Here is a 15,377-nt window from a genome sequence, read left to right as displayed (position 1 = left end):
TGGCCGGGACCGGGGGTGGTACCGCAGCCTGTTCCCCGGTTCGGGTCGCTCGCTTCTTGGCGACGGAGCGGCGGAAGGACGACCATGCCCAGGGCGCTGTGACCCGGGTAGGGAGTATGAAGTCCTGGTTCGCGACAACGCGGGGTTTCCGAACCGGCCCGACGGCTTGCATTGCGGCAGCCGGGTGAAACTCACGGCGAGACCGGCCCGCCTACGTAGGCCCTGTGCCAACCCCGGGAAAGCGTGGACAGGCTCCGCCCCACGACACGGGAGACCAAGATGACGGCGACCGCGGAACCCAGCGGGACCCGGCTGATGCCGGCGGCGTTCATCGGCCATGGCAGTCCCATGAACGCCCTGGAGGACAACCGCTACACGGCCGCATGGCGCGCCTTCGGCCAGGCCGTGCCCCGGCCGCGGGCGATCCTCGTGGTGTCGGCGCACTGGTTCATCAATGCCACCGCCGTGACCGTGATGCCGCGCCCGCGGACCATCCACGACTTCTACGGCTTCCCGCGCGAGCTGTTCGAGGTGCAGTACCCGGCGCCCGGCATGCCCGAACTGGTGGAGGAGGTCAGCGAAGCGGTGAAGCCGACCTGGGTGGGTGCCGACGCCGACAGCTGGGGCATCGACCACGGCTCCTGGTCGGTCCTGCGGCACGCGTTTCCCCAAGCAGATATCCCCGTCGTGCAGCTGAGCATCAACGCGGACCAGGACCTGGAGTACCACTTCGCTCTGGGGGCGAAGCTGGCGGCGCTGAGGGAGAGCGGAGTGCTCGTGCTGGGCAGCGGAAACGTGGTGCACAACCTGCGCGGCGTCGACCCGCAGTACCGGGACGGGGGCTTCGACTGGGCCCAGCGCTTCGACGAGAGCGCCCAGGGCGTGATGCTCCACGAGCCCGCCGCATCGGTGCGACTGCAGGGCCACCGGGACTACCGCACGGCCGCGCCGACCCCTGACCACTTCATCCCGCTGCTCTATCTCGCCGGACTGGCCGCCGCGTCCGGGCGCGGCGCGGAGCTGTTGGTCGACGGTTACTCCTATGGCTCGCTCTCGATGACCTCCTACACGCTGGACATCGAGTGCCCCGGTGCGGGGCAGGGCACCGGGTCGGCCGCCGAACTTCCCGAAGGTGTGCCGGCAGACGGCACGAACATCTGAGGCGGCGGTGCGACAGGACGGCCACCATGGTTGCCATGGGCGCGCGGTGGCGGCAGGGGCGATCTTCACGGACCGCTGCCAAGAGCCGTCGACCGGTTGAACGCGGCCCTCGCGCCGGTCGAAGTCGCGGTCGCCCTTCCCGGGGGCAGCAGGATCCCCCGTGAGCCGGGTGGGCAGGTGGAGCTGAGCTCCCCTCCGGCCCTGCCCCCTACCGCGTGCATCGAGGCGATGGCCGCGGATCTCGCCGTACTGCGCGAGGCCGTCGGACGGGCCGGCCTGACACTCGTCGGCCAGGGTCTCGCCCCGTACCGCGAACCGCCCCGCGTGCTCGACCATCCCCGTTACCGGGCCATGGAGAGCTTCTTCGGCCGCGAGGGCCCTTGGGGCCGCGTCATGATGCGACGTACCGCGTCCGTGCAGGTCAACGTGGATGGCGGGGATGAGTCCAACGGTGTCTCCGGCTATCGCTACCGCTGGGAACTCGCCCACCGTATCGGCCCCGTCCTCGTCGCCGCCTTCGCCAACTCCCCGATACAGGCCGGCCGGCCCACCGGATGGCTGTCGACCCGGGAGGCCGTCTGGTCCCGGATGGACGCCGACCGTACCCATCAGCCCCGCTACCACGCCGACCCCCGCGTCTCCTGGACGCGCTACGCGCTCGACGCGAAGGTGATGTGCATACAGGGCGACGACAACAGCGACTGGCCCGCGCCCCCGGACCTCCCCTTCCGCGACTGGCTGCGCGGCACACCAGGACTGCGGCCACCCATGCTGGCCGACCTGGACTACCACCTCAGCACCCTGTTCCCACCGGTCAGACCGCGCGGCTGGCTCGAACTGCGGATGACCGACGCACAGAACGGCGACGACTGGATCGTGCCGACCGTGCTGGCCGCGACCCTGCTGAACGACCCCGCTGCCGCCGACGCCGCCTACGCGGCAACCCAGCCGCTCTACCAGAACGCACGGCCCGTCCCCTCGGACGACATCTGGTGGCGGGCGGCCCGCACCGTCTCCTCCCCAGGGGTAGCGTCGGGAGCGGCCCGTCGCGGGGTCATGCCGTGCCGCCTTCTCCCACTCGGCCTCGGTCGGCAGCCGCTGTCCCGCCCAGCGGGCGTACGCGTCCGCCTCGTACCAGCACACGTGCAACACGGGCTCGTCGGCGGGGACCTCCTCGGTGACACCGAACGGATTCAGCGCGATGTCGAGGCAGTGCGAACCAGTGACAATGGCTGACATCCCGGCCGTCGAACGCTGCTCCCACAGCTGAGCCGACGCTCAGTGCGACTACCCGGAACGGACTTGGAACTCCGCGCTCCTGAACGGCCTCGATGTCCTGCCAGGAGAGCAGTGTGGCCAGCGGCCGGCACGCCATATCAAGGTGCAAGCCAGCCTCCACGAGGACCGTCACGCGCTTGCCCGGTAAATCTTCCAGGGCCGCGCCGGACAGTTCCCCCAGGACGGCATGGGGGACCGGATCGGTGCCCTCGGCCTCGCCCTGAGCGCCTGGCTCTGTTCAATGCCCGCTACATTGACGGTTCGAGTCCCTCAGCTCAGCGAGTCTTGGCGATCCGGCCGTAGGGGGCGATCGCGTCGCCCAGCGGGGTGGATCGGTCCGCGCGCGAGAGCATGCGGATGACGTCGTAGGCGCGAACGGCGACGGCGCGGACGGAGCCGACGATTCGCAGGCGTCCTCCCTGTTATTCGACGCGGTCCAGGTAGATCCGGCCGCGGGCCGCGTCCTCGGGGTGTCGTAGTCGGCGGTGCGGTGGGTCGGCCGCATGTCCGGCAGGTCCGCCGACTGCGGCGCGTATGCGAACCCAGCGCGGGTGAGCCGCCCGAACACGATGTCGCCCTAGCGAGAGGCCAGGGCTGCTGGCTTTCGCCTTGCCGCCGAGCCCCGCCGCCTGGTCGGTGATCACACTGAGCCGATGTACGCCTTCACCACAGACGCATTCGCGATGTCGAGCTCATCGGCGAGGTAGTCCACGACCCTCACGGCCCGCCTGTGGGGTTGTCCGGGAGACTCCCCACGTAGCGCACGCTCGCCCATCGAGCGCCGGGAGGGCTCAGCGCCGGTCTTCGCGCCGCTGTTCCTCAAGCCCTGGTGGCAGTGGATACAGCCGGCCCAGCCTTACGGTGTGAGATCGAGCAGGCCCCTGCGGGCGGCCTCGGAGACGGCTGCGGCCCTGTTGTCGACGCCGAGTTTCCGGTAGATGCGCACCAGATGCGATTTGATCGTCGCTTCGCTCAGGAAGAGGGACTCGGCGATGGAGCGATTGCTGTGCCCGTCGGCCATCAACCGGACCACGTCTCTCTCCCGTTGCGTCAATTCGCTGCGCGGATGGACCACTTGACCGACAAGGTCGCCGACGATCTCCGGCGCCAGGCCCATGCCCCCGGCAGCGGCACTGCGCACGGCCCGGAAGAGATCCTCGGGCGGTCCCGCCTTGAGTACGTAGCCGCGTGCGCCGGCCTCCAGCGCGCGCACGACGTCGGCGCGTCCGGCATAGCTGGTCAGCATCACCACGGGCGTGCCCGGAGCCTCGGCGGTCAGCCGACGGACCGCTTCGACACCGTCGATGCCACGGTCGGTGCCGGCGAACCGCAGGTCCATCAACGCGACGTCGGGTGCCAGCTCGACGGCGAGGCGAACGGCCTCTTCGCCGCTGCCTGCCTCCGCGATCACGTCGAGATCCGCCGCGCCCTCCAGGAGGGCCCGCAGCCCGGCTCGTACGACCGCGTGGTCATCGGCGATCAGCAGGCGCAGCGCTGAGGCCGTCATCGGACCGTCGCCGAGGCCATGGGCACCACCGGACCGGGCCTCCACGCGCGGGCGGGAACGGTGGCCCGAATCCGCGTGCCCCGTCCCGGCACGCTGTCGACATCCAGGTCACCACCGTCCTCACGAAGCCGCGACCGGGCCGAGGGCAGACCGAACCCCCGGCCCGACTGGACTGCCCAGCCGATACGGGAGGGGTCGAAGCCGACACCGTCATCGTGCACGTCCAGTTCGACGCGGTCCGTGTGATGGTGCAGCGTCACCAACAGGTTCGTGGCGTACGCGTGTTCGCGGACGTTCGCCAGCATGCCCTGCGCCACCCGGAACAAGGTGGTGGCGGCGTGTTCGTCCAGGTCGGGGCGATGGGTTCCGACCGAGCGGAACTGTACGCGCGCCGCGGCTTCGGCCTGCTGCGCCTGGTCGCACAGCAGTCGGAGGGAACCCTCCAACCCGGCTTCGGCGACGGTGGACGGCGCGAGGTCCTGGATGATGCGCCGGGTCTCGGTGAGCCCCGCGGACAGTCCGTCGGTGACCGCGCGCACCCGGGTACGAGCCACGTCGGGCCGCTCCTCCCAGTCCCGCTCGGCCGCCTGCAGCAGCATCAGGCTGCCGGACAGTTCCTGGGCGAGGGTGTCGTGCAGGTCACGGGCGAGGCGCGCGCGTTCCTCGAGCACACCGGTCCGGTGCCGCTCGTCCGCCAGTACATCGCGCGTGCTGCGCAGGTCCTCGACCAGGCGCTGGCGCTCGGCGACGTTCCGCTGCTGCGCCCGATACAGGGCCACGGTGCTCCACACCGCCGTCACAGGGATCAGCACCATCTCGGCGTCGAATCCGCCCGCGGTCCGGGTGAGTTGACCGACCAGCAGGAGGGTGATTGCGGCCACCGCCACCATGGCGGCACGGTGCCCGAGCACGCCCAGCGCCACGCATGCCAGCGGTACGGCGCACCAGACGTAGGAGCCGGTCAGGGGCGGCGGGGTCAGGAGGACGAGGATCGCCCACTGCAGGAGGAGGACCGCGACCCACAGGTGCCGGGCGAGCGGGCCGAGCCTGCTCCACAGCGCCAGTCCAGCCGCGTAGGTCACGGCGAGTAGCCCGCTGACGGTCACTACGTCCCAGCACAGCGAGACGTTCAGACGGGCGAGACGGACCAGCGCGGCACCGACGACGAGGAAGAACACCAGGTGTGGTATCTGCCTCGGGCCGAACCGGCTGCGGTTGCCCGACGCCGGGGCGTGGGCGAGGCCGGGGTCGGACACGACGAACCCCCTGGATGAATGATCCACTGGGACAGGGTGTCCGAGTCTATCCGCCGCCTGTATGACTGATGTGAAGAGCGGTGCTGCCGTTCCCGCGGGCGGGGGAGCGCGGAGCGGCAGCTCCCTCGACGGCTAGTAGGCGCCCGGGTGCAGTCCGAGCCAGCCCGGCGTGGGGTCGCCCTTGACCTCGCCGAAGTACAGGGCGAAGGTCTGCTTCCAGCGCTCCACCTCGGCGCGGTCGGCCATGAAGCGGGGGAAGCCGTCCACGTGGGCGTTGGGGTACTCCCAGATCTGCTTCAGGCCGGCCGGGGGAGTGACGTCGGTGCGTACCGACCAGCCGTTGAAGGACTGCTGCTGGTGCTCGGTGGACAGCTGCCAGTTGAGGAAGAGCTTGGCGGCCGTGGAGTTCTTGGCCTGCTTGAGGATGGCAGTGCGCTGGCCCCAGGCCATGAACGGGTGCCGTGCGTCGATCGTGAACGTCACAGGAGACGCGCTGGCTGCCGAGCCCGCGGTGCCGATGCCGATCGTCTTCTGCCCGCCGAAGACGGCGTCGCCCGGGGAGTTGCTGCCCCGCCCGAACTGCACGTCCTGGGCGGCGAGCTTGGCCACCCAGTCCCAGCCGTACTTTCGGGCGTACAGCGTGTAGAGGTAGAGGACCGCGTCGTCGTCGTGTGGGTAGGACGAGGCGATCTTGCCCTTCCACTTCGGGTCGACCAGGTCGCGCGGGGTCAGTTGCAGCCCCGAACCGACCGCTGCCGTGCTGTACATGAAGCTGAAAGCGATCGCTCCCGTGGCAACCCAGGCGCCCTGGGGATCCTTGAAGTTGTCGTAGACCTTCGAGAACCCGGCGGGCTTGTAGTGCAGCAGGCGCCCCAGCTGCTTCCAGCGGTCGAAGTCCTGAAGAGTCTGGAACTGCACGACGTCGGGAACGAGGGTGTCGGTGGCGAACTGGTTGTCGACACGCACGTCGTGGTACTTGCTGTAGTCCACGATCAGCGTCAGGTCGATGTCCGGGAAGCGGTCCTTGAAGGCGGCCTTGGTGCCGTCCTGCTGGGTCGGTGTGTCACCACCGGCGTAGACGACGAGCTTCCCGCCCTCCGCGAGGGCGGCCTTGTAGAGCTCGTCGAGCGTCCTGGTCTCCTCGCGCCCGGTCGAGCGCTGTGACGCGGCGGGAGAGGCCGACGCCGGAACCGCTGAGGCACCGAACGCACCGGCACCGAGGGCGGCACCGGCACCGACGGCAAGGACACGTCGTCTGCTGGGGAAGCTGGGCATGCGGAGGAGACCTCTCTCAGGGGGGTGGCTTACAGGGCCCAGGCGCCATGGGCGATCGTCATTCTGGCGCGGTCGAGAGTATCTTCGCGTCGTCCGTACGGAGCGATGAGTCCTGCTGGAGGTGGAAACGGCGTTCAACCGAACGGTTGAATGCCGCTGCTGCCGACCCCGGAATGGCCGGCGCGTGCTTCCTCGGTTATAGCGATGGTGTTTACGTTTGCCGGTTGATGTCCGGTCGATACGGCATGACCGCCAAGCTCCGGTGACGGGCAGGTACTGAAAGGACAAGCGACGCGTCCGCGGTGTCACCCGGGTACCGCGGACGCAGGCGTCGATCGGCAACGCCCTCCGATGAGAGGCCGGCCCGAACTGCTGGAAGCCGCCTCGGCGGTGGCTGCCAGAGCACGCCCCTGTTCAGACCTGTGTCTGCCCGTCGTAGAGAACGCGGGCTGTGCGGATCGTGTCGGCATGGTCGTCGGCCCACGTGGCGAGGGTGTGCAAGACATGCTGCAGGTCGTGGCCGACCTCGGTGAGCGCGTACTCGACGGCTGGGGGAGTTGTGGGGAAGACCGTGCGCGACACGATGCCGTCCCGTTCCAATGCCCTGAGCGTGGAGGTGAGCATGCGCTGCGTGATGCCGTTGACGTCGCGGCGCAGCTCGTTGAACCGCCGTGACCGCTCTCCGAGAGAGCAGATGACTATCACGGTCCACTTGTCGCCGATCCGGGACAGGATGCCGCGCACGAGCGCTGCCCGCTCCTCGTTGCCCGAGTGCGCCGGCACTGGCTGGTCTTGAGCGGTTCCCTCGGAGGAACCAGCGCACTTCGAACTGCCTTCTTGCTGTTGTACGGCACCCGGGTCGATGATCATGGGGGTTAGTATTCCTCGTATACCTACGTGTTGACTAGGTACCTTGAGCGGGTTGTCTGCAGCCGCGTTCGTGTACAGCTGGACAGCACCTGATGGGAGTGGCGTGAAGGCAGTCGTGGTTGCGGAATTTGGCGGACCGGAGGTTCTGCGGTTGGTGGACCTTCCCGATCCGCATGCAGGTCCCGGCCAGATCCGGATGCGCGTGCATGCCGCAACGGTGAATCCGTCCGACGCCGTGGTGCGGAGGGGGGAGGCGGCGTCGATGTTTGACGGGCGCCTCGTCCCGCCGTTCAGGCCGGGCAATGAGGCAGCAGGGGTTGTGGACGAAATCGGGCCGGGCGCCGAGACCGATCTGAAGATCGGGGACCGTGTGATGGCGTTTGTTGTGCCCTTCATGTCCTCCGGGGGCGCTTACGCGCAGTACCTCGTCCTGGACCCGCGGCAGGTGGCCATCGCGCCGGCCGGTAGTAGTCACGCCGAGGCCGCCACCATTCCGGCGAATGGGCTGACCGTGCAGCAGGCCATGGATCTTTTGTCGCCGACTGCGGGGGACTGGCTGGCCGTCACCGGTGCCGCCGGCGCGGTGGGCGGCTACACCATCCAATTGGCCAAGGCCGCCGGTTTGCAGGTGGTGGCCGACGCGGCTCCCGCCGATGAGGAACTGGTGCGGTCCCTGGGCGCCGATCGTGTCGTCGCCCGCGGGGCGGGCGTGGCCGAGCGCATTCTCGAAGCCGTCCCGGGCGGTGTGTCCAGCCTGGTGGACGGCGCACTCATGGGGCCCGAGGTTCTTCCCGCGATCCGCGCGGGCGGGCAGCTGGTCATGGGCCGGAGGTCCGATATGCCTGGAGTCACTCCCCTGGGTGATCACGGGGACATCACGGTTCACGAGGTCTTCGTACCGGATTACGTCTACGAGCGGAACAAGCTCGAAGCCCTCCGCGTGCGTGCCGAGAAGGGAGAGCTCACCATGCGGGTCGCTGCGGAATATCCCGCTGCTCAGGCCGCTGAAGCGCACCGCCGTCTGGAAGCCGGCGGCGTCCGCGGCCGTCTTGTTCTCATCTTCTGACCAGGCTCGGGCGGCTCCAGACCGACGGGGTAACCAGTTGCGAGCCCGCGGTCGGGCGTTGCGGGCTGGCTGACGGCACGCCACCGGGCGCGTAGGGCGCAGAACGTGCGGACGGTGCCGCCGGATTCGCCCTGGCTTGCGTGCGTGGCGGCCGACTGGTCGCCTGCTTTGGCGACTGGCAGTTCATGCTTGAGAAGAAGCCATTGGCGGTGTCGTCTTGTGGTGGATGGGCCCTGTGCTCCAAATCAAGGGCGTACCCGAGCCCTGATGCGTGTGGGCGACGATCTCCGCCGCGATGGAGATGGCCGTCTCTTCGGGAGTGCGGGCGCCGAGGTCGAGGCCGATCGGGGAGTGCAGGCGGGCGAGGTGCTCTTCCGGGACGTCGGCCTCCCGAAGTAGTTCCAGGCGGTGCTCGTGTGTGCGGCGTGAGCCCATCGCGCCCACGTAGCCCACTCGGAGGCTCAGTGCCAGGCGTAGCAGTGGGATGTCGAACTTGGCGTCGTGGGTGAGGACGCCGACGGCGGTACGGGCGTCCACTTCCGTGGCGGCCAGGTAGCGGTGTGGCCAGTCGACCACGACTTCGTCGGCGTGCGGGAAGCGAGCGGGCGTGGCGAACACGGGGCGGGCGTCGCACACCGTGACCCGGTAGCCGAGGAAGCGGCCGATTTCGCTCAGCGCGCCGGCGAAGTCGACGGCGCCGAAGATCAGCATCCGAGGGCGGGACGCATGGGTGTGGACGAGGATGGTCAGCCTCTCCGGGCAGGTCGTCGCATCTCCGCCGACCTCGACCCGGTCGCTGCGGCCCGCGCGCAGCAGTGCGCGAGCCTGTGCTGCCACCGCACCTTCCCACTCCTCGCCGCCCACGGTTGCGTCGTGCGTGCTGCCGTCGCCGGTGACGCTCAGCATGCGGCCGAGGAGCTCTTCGGGACCGTCGATGATCTGGGCCACTGCGGCGGGCCGGCCGGACGTCACCTCGTTGAGGGCCGCGGTGAGGTGGCGATGGTCGGTGGGGGCGATCCGCTGCACCAGGACGTCCAGTTCGCCGCCGCAGGTCAGGCCGATGGCGAAGGCGTCGTCGTCGGAGTAGCCGAACCGTGCCCGAGTCGGTGGTTCGCCTGACTTGAGTACCTGTTGGCACAGCTCGTAGACGGCCCCCTCCACGCAGCCTCCGGACACACTGCCGACCACGTTGCCGTCGGCATCCGCGGCCAGCGCGGTGCCGACGGGCAGCGGTGCACTGCCGCTGACCTGGATCACGGTGGCGAGGGCGAAGGGTCGGGCCTCGCGGCACCATGTGTGCAACGTGTCCGCGATGTTCAGCATGGGCGGGATCTCCAGGAAGGGCAGCGGCTGCAGGGATGGCCTGGGCAGCGGCGCGTATTCACCGCTGCCCAGGGCGAGGCTCAGAGCAGCGCCTCGGCGGTGATGGGAAGATCGCGCACTCGTCGGCCCGTGGCGTGGAAGACGGCGTTGGCGATGGCGGGTGCCACGCCCACCAGGACGACCTCACCGAGGCCCTTGACGCCGAGGGGGTCGGCCTCGTCGTCCCTGCCGTCGACGTAGATCGCCTTCAGGTCGGGGGCGTCGGCGTTGACCGGGACCAGGTAGTCGGCCAGGTTGGCGTTGACGATCCGGCCGTCGCGGTGGTCGGTGACCGTGTGCTCCAGCAGGGCCATACCGATACCGCCGACCATGGCGCCGATGGCCTGGCTGTCCGCCAGCTTGGGGCTGATGATGCGGCCCGCGTCGAAGACGCCGAGCATCCGCCGCACCCGGACCAGGCCCAGGCGGGCGTCCACGCCGACCTCGGCGAAGACTGCCCCGTACGCGTACATCGAGGACCGGGACTGCCCCGGGGTCCAGGAGCCGAGTGCTTCGAGGTGCGTGCGGTTGTTGCGGGTGAGGAGTTGCCGGTACGTCTCCCCGCGCGCCGGGTTGTTCCTCACGTGCAGCCGGCCGCCCCGTACGACGATGTCGTCGGCGTCGGCGCCGTACAGCGGTGAGCCCTCGTCCCTGACGGCGAGTTCGATCGCCTGCTGTCGTAGTTTGTCGCAGCCGTCCTGGACCGTGGAACCCACGCTGGCCATGGTCAGCGAGCCGCCGTGGAGCGGTGCCGTGGGCATGTTCGTGTCGCCGAGCCGGAAGGTCACGTTGCGGACCGCAAGGCCCAGGGCATCGGCGGCAACCTGGGTCATGGACGTGTAGGTGCCGGGGCCCATGTCGCTGGTCGAGGACTCGACCAGGGCGGTGCCGTCGGCGTCCAGCTGTACCCGGGCCTGGCCCGGGGCTCGCAGGGTGTCGTAGACCGCGGTCGCCATGCCGGTGCCGATCAGCCAGTCGCCGTCGCGGGTGGAGCGCGGCCGCGGGTTGCGGCGGTGCCAGCCGAACTCACGGGCGCCGACGGTGTAGCACTCGCGCAGCCGCCTGGTGGAGAACGGCCGCCCGCTGGACTGGTCGTTCTCGGGTTCGTTGCGCCGCCGCAGCTCGATGGGGTCGATGCCGAGCTCGTGGGCGAGTTCGTCCAGTGCGCTCTCGATGGGGAAGGCGGCGGTGGAGTAGCCCGGGCCGCGCATCGGGGTCGGGGTGTTCAGGTCCAGCGGCACCGTCCGGTACGTCTGGGCGACGTTGGGGGTGGTGTAGAGCATCTGCCCCGGGGCGAGTACGCCGCGCTCGGCGAACGTCTCGTACCTCGACGTCTCGGCGCGCAGGTCGTGGGTCATCGCGGTCAGCCGCCCGCGCCGGTCGCTGCCCAGGCGCACCTTGTACTCGTATGCCGGCCGGTAGCCCACCCCGAAGTAGAGCTGCCGGCGCGTCAGGACGAGCTTGACCGGGCGGCCTGTCTCGCGGGCGGCGAGGGCCGCGATGGTGATGTGCGGCCAGGCCCGCGCGGCGTTGCCGAACGCGCCGCCGACGAACGGGGAGATGACGCGGATGGACTCCGCCGGAATGCCGAAGTTGGCGGCGATTTCGTCCCGCGGGCTCTGTACCCACTGGGTCTTGTCCCACAGTGTGAGCCGGTCGCCGTCCCATTGGGCGACGGTGGCGTGGAGTTCCATCGCGTTGTGGTGGTTGCGGGCCGGCCGGTAGGTCATCTCCAGCCGTACGGGGGCGGATTGCAGGGCCGCCTCCGCGTCGCCGCGCGCATAGGTCACCGGTTCGCCCGCCGCCGGGGCATCGGTCAGATCGGTGGCGGGCCGCTCGGTGTCGTAGTCGATCTCCACCAGGCTCGCCGCGTGCTGGGCGGCCTCCAGGGTGGTGGCCACGACGACGGCGACCGGCTGGCCGTGGAAGCGGACCTGGTCGTCCTGGAAGACGCGCAGCCGCTCACCCGGGAGGTTGAGCGACCCGGGGTTTGGCCCGTACGGGAGCTTGGGGGCGTTGCGGTGGTGGATCACCTTCAGGACGCCCGGCTGGGCTTCGGCGGCGCGGGTGTCGATGCCGGTGATCCGGCCCCGGCCGATGCTGCTGTCGACCACGACGGCGTGCACGACCCCCTCGGGCTCGTGATCGGCGGCGTACTTCGCCTGCCCAGTCACCTTCAGGCGCCCGTCCACCCGGGAGAGCGGTGCGCCGACGGCTGCCTGCGGCTGGGGGCTCATGCGTTGTCTCCTACGATGCGCAGCTGGCGTTCGACGGTGCGTTTGAGCAGCTCGACCTTGAACCGGTTGTGCTGAAGCGGGCGGGCGCCGTCTGCCGCGTGTGCGGCGGCCTCGGCCCAGAGTCGTTCCGAGGGGCGTTCGCCGATGAGTGCTTGCTCGACGGCGGGCAGCTTCCACGGCACCGTCCCCACGCCACCGGCGGCCACCTTGGCCTCGCGGATCAGACCGCCGCGGACGTGCAGGGCGACGGCTGCGGAGGTGAGGGCGAACTCGTAGGACTGGCGGTCCCGGACCTTCAGGTAGCCGGACTTCAGCGGGCGCGGGTAGGCCGGGATCTCCACGGCGGTAATCAACTCGCCCTTCTTCAGGGCTTGTTCGTGGTTCGGGGTACGGCCGGGCTGGAGCAGGAAGTCGGCGAAGGGGACGGTGCGCTGCCCGTCCGGGCCCAGCAGGTGCACCCGTGCCTCCAGGGCGGCGAAGGCGACGGCCACGTCGGAGGGGTGGGTGGCCACGCAGGCGTCGGAGGTGCCCAGGATCGCGTGGGTGCGGTTGTAGCCCTCCCGCGCGGCACAACCGGAGCCGGGCTCACGCTTGTTGCAGGTGGCAGTCACATCGCGGAAGTATGTGCACCGGGTGCGTTGCATGATGTTGCCGCCGAGGGTGGCCATGTTCCGTAGCTGGGCGGACGCGCTCAGCTCCAGCGCCTGCGAGATGACCGGATACGTGGTGCACACCTTGCGGTGGGCGGCGGCCTCGGTCATGGTCACCAGCGCGCCGATCCGCAGCCCGCCCCGCTCGGTGACGGTGACCTCTCTCAGCGGCAGGCCGCTGATGTCGACCAGGGTTTCGGGGCGTTCGACGGTCTCACGCATCAGGTCGACGAGGGTGGTGCCGCCGGCGATGTAACGGCCGCCGCGCCGACCGGCCTCGAGAGCCTCACGCGTGCCGGGCGCCTTGGTGAAGGAGAAGGGATACATCGGCACTCACTTCCGGCCCGAGGCCTGCTCGACCGCGCGGACGATCTTCACGTAACACCCGCACCGGCAGATGTTGCCGCTCATCCACTCCCGGATCTCGTCCGCCGATCCGGTGTGGCCCTCCTGGATGCAGCCGACGCCGGACACGATCTGGCCCGGCGTGCAGTAACCGCACTGGAAGGCGTCCTGGTCTATGAACGCCTGCTGCAACGGGTGGAGTTCGTCGCCTTTGGCCAAGCCCTCGACGGTGGTGACCTCGGCGCCGTCCAGGCGCACCGCCAAGGTGAGGCAGGAGTTGACGCGGCGGCCGTCGACCAGGACCGTGCACGCCCCGCAGGCACCGGCGTTGCAGCCCTTCTTCGAGCCGATCAGGCCCAGGTGCTCGCGCAGCAGGTCCAGCAGCGAGGTGCGGTTGTCGACCGTGATGGTGTGCCGCTTGCCGTTGACGGTCAGGGAGACTCGGCTGCTGGGCGACGCCTCAGCGGCAGTGGCCTCCTCGACGCCGAGCAGCGACTGACCTGCGACCAGACCGCTGGCTGCGATGACACCACCGGCCGCGGAGGTCGTCGCGATGAAGGTACGACGCGACGGTGCGGACAGGGGGGTAGGGGGAGACACAGCTGGCTCGGAAGGTTGGGCAGACATGTCCACTCTCTCAGCACGGGTTAAGGGGGGTTTTCCTGAACGGTGTGAGCCCTCGACGGATGGTCACCTTGCCTCTCATGGCTCTTTGGCTTCCGCCCCAGCCTGCGGGGCCGACTGGGCGTGTGGCAGGCCGTGTTGTTCCGGGGTGCGGCCAGCCAGGGTGTAAGAGGGCCCCTCTCCCACCTGTCTCACAGGGCACGGCACTGTCAGACTGGGCCATTTGAGAATGGGATCAGTCCGTGAGAACGCCGATGCGCTGCAGCCACGACTGCACTTCGGTATCGGCTTTCCGGACTTCCTCGCCGCGCACCGCGAGCCCTTCCCCGATGGTCGCGCCCGGGCAGGACGCCGCGTAGTCGCGCTCGGTGGTGCCCAGTCCACTCATCGCATACGTCGTGACCGGATGGACCGTCTTGCCGCGGAAGTCGTACCTCTCGGTGAAGGTCGACATGATCATGGGTGCTCGGACGTTCCAGATGGGGCTGCCCAGCAGCACCACGTCGTAACGGTCGATCGAGGACGGGGGGTTGACGATGGCCGGCCGCGCATCGGCGTCCTGTTCGCGGACATTGCGCGCTACCGTCTCGTCGTAGTCGTCGGAGTAGGGGTCGACGGCTTCGATGCGGTGCACGTCGCACTCGACGCGCTCGCTGATCATTCGGGCGAGGACTTCGGTATTTCCGATCTTGAGGTCGGTACGCCCGCCGTAGTAGTAGTTCTCGCCCGGCCGGGAGAAGTAGGCCAGCAGGACCCGCTTCCCGGGCGAGGCCGTGGCGGCAGGTCGCTCAGTGGACTCCGGCGCCGCCCCGCCTGACGGCGACGGGGAACAGCCGGTGACCTCGACACCGGTCATGACGGTGGCTCCTCCCAGAAGTACGCCACGAAGGAGCGCACGTCGCCCCAGCGCGGCGGGTCTGACTTTCCTGGCGCCGAGTCCGCCGGCTGTCATCCGCTGATTCCACGAAGGGAACGGACGGCATCAAGATCCGCGCGCACTGCCTGCGGCTCGGCTTCGACAGGAAGGTCGGCCGGGTCCAACACACCGTCCACGGAGCCGGACTCGTCGCTCTTCAAGGCGCCGAAGAGCTCTGCCCAGTCGGACGGCTCTTCGCCCTCGGCGGCGATGAGCTCGAACGTCTTACCCAGTGCGGTGCCGGTCAGCAGGCTGCGTACCAGAGTCTCGGCGATCTGGTCGCGGGCGATCCCGCCGTCGGCCGTACCGCCCTGTTCCAGCACGAGCCGCCGCTGGGTAGGGCCGGCGTGGTCGAACCAGCCGGGCCGGACGATCGTGTAGGGCAGGCCGCTGGCTCGCAGGAGGCGTTCGGAGCGCCGCTTCCATGGGGTGGCGCCGGGGATGTCGCTGCGCGTGGCGTAGACGGAGGTCATCAGTGCCACGCGCGGCTGGGCGCCGTCTAGGGCTCGCAGGATGTTGCGTACGCCGCCGTAGTCGACGTGCGCACGGGCGTCCGGTCGGGGGTCGCCACCGGATCCGTGGGTGAGGACGATCGCGTCGGCTCCACTGACCGCGCGCCGCAGGGAGGCAGGATCCTCGAGGTCGCCCTGTACCAGTTCGACGCCGGGGAGCAGTTGTTCGGCTCGCCGCACGTCGCGGACGAGTGCCCGCGGGCGCAGGCCGTGTCGCTGCGCGGCGCGCACGGCGAGCCGTCCGATGCTGCCGGTCGCGCCGACCATGAGTACGTCGGTGATGTTCTGGGACATGATCAGGCCCTGGTCCGTGAGGTG

At 69.6% G+C, this 15,377-nt stretch carries 12 protein-coding genes and 3 pseudogenes; 3 read left to right on the top strand and 12 right to left on the bottom strand.

Annotated elements, in window-relative coordinates:
- Nucleotides 1–279: 279 nt before the first annotated feature.
- Entirely contained in the window at nucleotides 280–1,161 is an 882-nt protein-coding gene (gene ygiD, locus ABT009_RS21935; RefSeq protein WP_351297333.1) for a 4,5-DOPA-extradiol-dioxygenase, read from the top strand.
- A gap of 177 nt (nucleotides 1,162–1,338) precedes the next feature.
- Nucleotides 1,339–2,112: pseudogene (locus ABT009_RS21930) on the top strand (glutamate-cysteine ligase family protein); the annotation flags it as partial.
- A gap of 60 nt (nucleotides 2,113–2,172) precedes the next feature.
- Here the strand turns inward: ABT009_RS21930 and ABT009_RS21925 are convergent.
- The 6 genes and pseudogenes from ABT009_RS21925 to ABT009_RS21900 form a co-directional block, all read right to left on the bottom strand.
- A pseudogene (locus ABT009_RS21925) lies at nucleotides 2,173–2,349 on the bottom strand (SUMF1/EgtB/PvdO family nonheme iron enzyme); the annotation flags it as partial.
- A gap of 371 nt (nucleotides 2,350–2,720) precedes the next feature.
- Nucleotides 2,721–3,101, bottom strand: a pseudogene (locus ABT009_RS21920) (Tn3 family transposase); the annotation flags it as partial.
- Nucleotides 3,102–3,295: 194 nt separating this feature from the next.
- Nucleotides 3,296–3,946, bottom strand: a complete 651-nt coding sequence (locus ABT009_RS21915; RefSeq protein WP_351297330.1) for a response regulator — start codon at nucleotides 3,944–3,946, stop codon at nucleotides 3,296–3,298.
- Nucleotides 3,943–5,229, bottom strand: a complete 1,287-nt coding sequence (locus ABT009_RS21910; RefSeq protein ID WP_351297327.1) for a sensor histidine kinase — start codon at nucleotides 5,227–5,229, stop codon at nucleotides 3,943–3,945. Before ABT009_RS21910 ends, ABT009_RS21915 begins: the two co-directional genes overlap by 4 nt.
- Nucleotides 5,230–5,334: 105 nt before the next feature.
- Nucleotides 5,335–6,477 (bottom strand): ABC transporter substrate-binding protein, encoded by a 1,143-nt coding sequence (locus ABT009_RS21905; RefSeq protein WP_351297324.1) that lies wholly within the window; start codon nucleotides 6,475–6,477, stop codon nucleotides 5,335–5,337.
- Between the two features lie 414 nt (nucleotides 6,478–6,891).
- Nucleotides 6,892–7,347 (bottom strand): winged helix-turn-helix transcriptional regulator, encoded by a 456-nt coding sequence (locus ABT009_RS21900; protein ID WP_351297321.1) that lies wholly within the window; start codon nucleotides 7,345–7,347, stop codon nucleotides 6,892–6,894.
- Nucleotides 7,348–7,450: 103 nt separating this feature from the next.
- Between ABT009_RS21900 and ABT009_RS21895 the strand changes: the two genes are divergently transcribed.
- A complete protein-coding gene (locus ABT009_RS21895; RefSeq protein WP_351297318.1) occupies nucleotides 7,451–8,413 on the top strand; it encodes an NADP-dependent oxidoreductase in 963 nt (320 codons plus the stop codon).
- Between the two features lie 183 nt (nucleotides 8,414–8,596).
- Here the strand turns inward: ABT009_RS21895 and ABT009_RS21890 are convergent, their stop codons facing one another.
- The 6 genes from ABT009_RS21890 to ABT009_RS21865 all read right to left on the bottom strand — a co-directional run bounded on the left by ABT009_RS21890 (nucleotide 8,597) and on the right by ABT009_RS21865 (nucleotide 15,353).
- On the bottom strand, nucleotides 8,597–9,736 hold the full coding sequence (locus ABT009_RS21890; protein ID WP_351297315.1) for an XdhC family protein: 1,140 nt from the start codon (nucleotides 9,734–9,736) through the stop codon (nucleotides 8,597–8,599).
- A gap of 80 nt (nucleotides 9,737–9,816) precedes the next feature.
- Nucleotides 9,817–12,012: a xanthine dehydrogenase family protein molybdopterin-binding subunit gene (locus ABT009_RS21885; protein ID WP_351297312.1), complete on the bottom strand. Its 2,196-nt coding sequence runs from the start codon at nucleotides 12,010–12,012 to the stop codon at nucleotides 9,817–9,819.
- A complete protein-coding gene (locus ABT009_RS21880; RefSeq protein ID WP_351297309.1) occupies nucleotides 12,009–12,989 on the bottom strand; it encodes an FAD binding domain-containing protein in 981 nt (326 codons plus the stop codon). Before ABT009_RS21880 ends, ABT009_RS21885 begins: the two co-directional genes overlap by 4 nt.
- A gap of 6 nt (nucleotides 12,990–12,995) precedes the next feature.
- On the bottom strand, nucleotides 12,996–13,634 hold the full coding sequence (locus ABT009_RS21875) for a (2Fe-2S)-binding protein (protein WP_351297306.1): 639 nt from the start codon (nucleotides 13,632–13,634) through the stop codon (nucleotides 12,996–12,998).
- Nucleotides 13,635–13,866: 232 nt separating this feature from the next.
- Nucleotides 13,867–14,487 (bottom strand): flavodoxin, encoded by a 621-nt coding sequence (locus tag ABT009_RS21870; protein WP_351297303.1) that lies wholly within the window; start codon nucleotides 14,485–14,487, stop codon nucleotides 13,867–13,869.
- Between the two features lie 92 nt (nucleotides 14,488–14,579).
- On the bottom strand, nucleotides 14,580–15,353 hold the full coding sequence (locus ABT009_RS21865) for an SDR family oxidoreductase (RefSeq protein WP_351297300.1): 774 nt from the start codon (nucleotides 15,351–15,353) through the stop codon (nucleotides 14,580–14,582).
- Between the last annotated feature and the right edge of the window lie 24 nt (nucleotides 15,354–15,377).

Origin of the sequence: Streptomyces sp. NPDC002896 (assembly GCF_040295225.1) — a bacterium.
In the GTDB taxonomy this organism is placed as follows: domain Bacteria; phylum Actinomycetota; class Actinomycetes; order Streptomycetales; family Streptomycetaceae; genus Streptomyces.
Note: the sequence above shows the minus strand (reverse complement) of the source record. Positions and strands in the feature narration are given on the sequence as shown.

Bases quoted from the DNA above. Each gene is read 5' to 3' on its own strand.
- ABT009_RS21870 (WP_351297303.1), bottom strand. From the start codon at position 14,487: ATGACCGGTGTCGAGGTCACCGGCTGTTCCCCGTCGCCGTCAGGCGGG.
- ygiD (WP_351297333.1), top strand. From the start codon at position 280: ATGACGGCGACCGCGGAACCCAGCGGGACCCGGCTGATGCCGGCGGCG.
- ABT009_RS21875 (WP_351297306.1), bottom strand. From the start codon at position 13,634: ATGTCTGCCCAACCTTCCGAGCCAGCTGTGTCTCCCCCTACCCCCCTG.
- ABT009_RS21905 (WP_351297324.1), bottom strand. From the start codon at position 6,477: ATGCCCAGCTTCCCCAGCAGACGACGTGTCCTTGCCGTCGGTGCCGGT.
- ABT009_RS21865 (WP_351297300.1), bottom strand. From the start codon at position 15,353: ATGTCCCAGAACATCACCGACGTACTCATGGTCGGCGCGACCGGCAGC.
- ABT009_RS21880 (WP_351297309.1), bottom strand. From the start codon at position 12,989: ATGTATCCCTTCTCCTTCACCAAGGCGCCCGGCACGCGTGAGGCTCTC.
- ABT009_RS21885 (WP_351297312.1), bottom strand. From the start codon at position 12,012: ATGAGCCCCCAGCCGCAGGCAGCCGTCGGCGCACCGCTCTCCCGGGTG.
- ABT009_RS21915 (WP_351297330.1), bottom strand. From the start codon at position 3,946: ATGACGGCCTCAGCGCTGCGCCTGCTGATCGCCGATGACCACGCGGTC.
- ABT009_RS21890 (WP_351297315.1), bottom strand. From the start codon at position 9,736: ATGCTGAACATCGCGGACACGTTGCACACATGGTGCCGCGAGGCCCGA.
- ABT009_RS21900 (WP_351297321.1), bottom strand. From the start codon at position 7,347: ATGATCATCGACCCGGGTGCCGTACAACAGCAAGAAGGCAGTTCGAAG.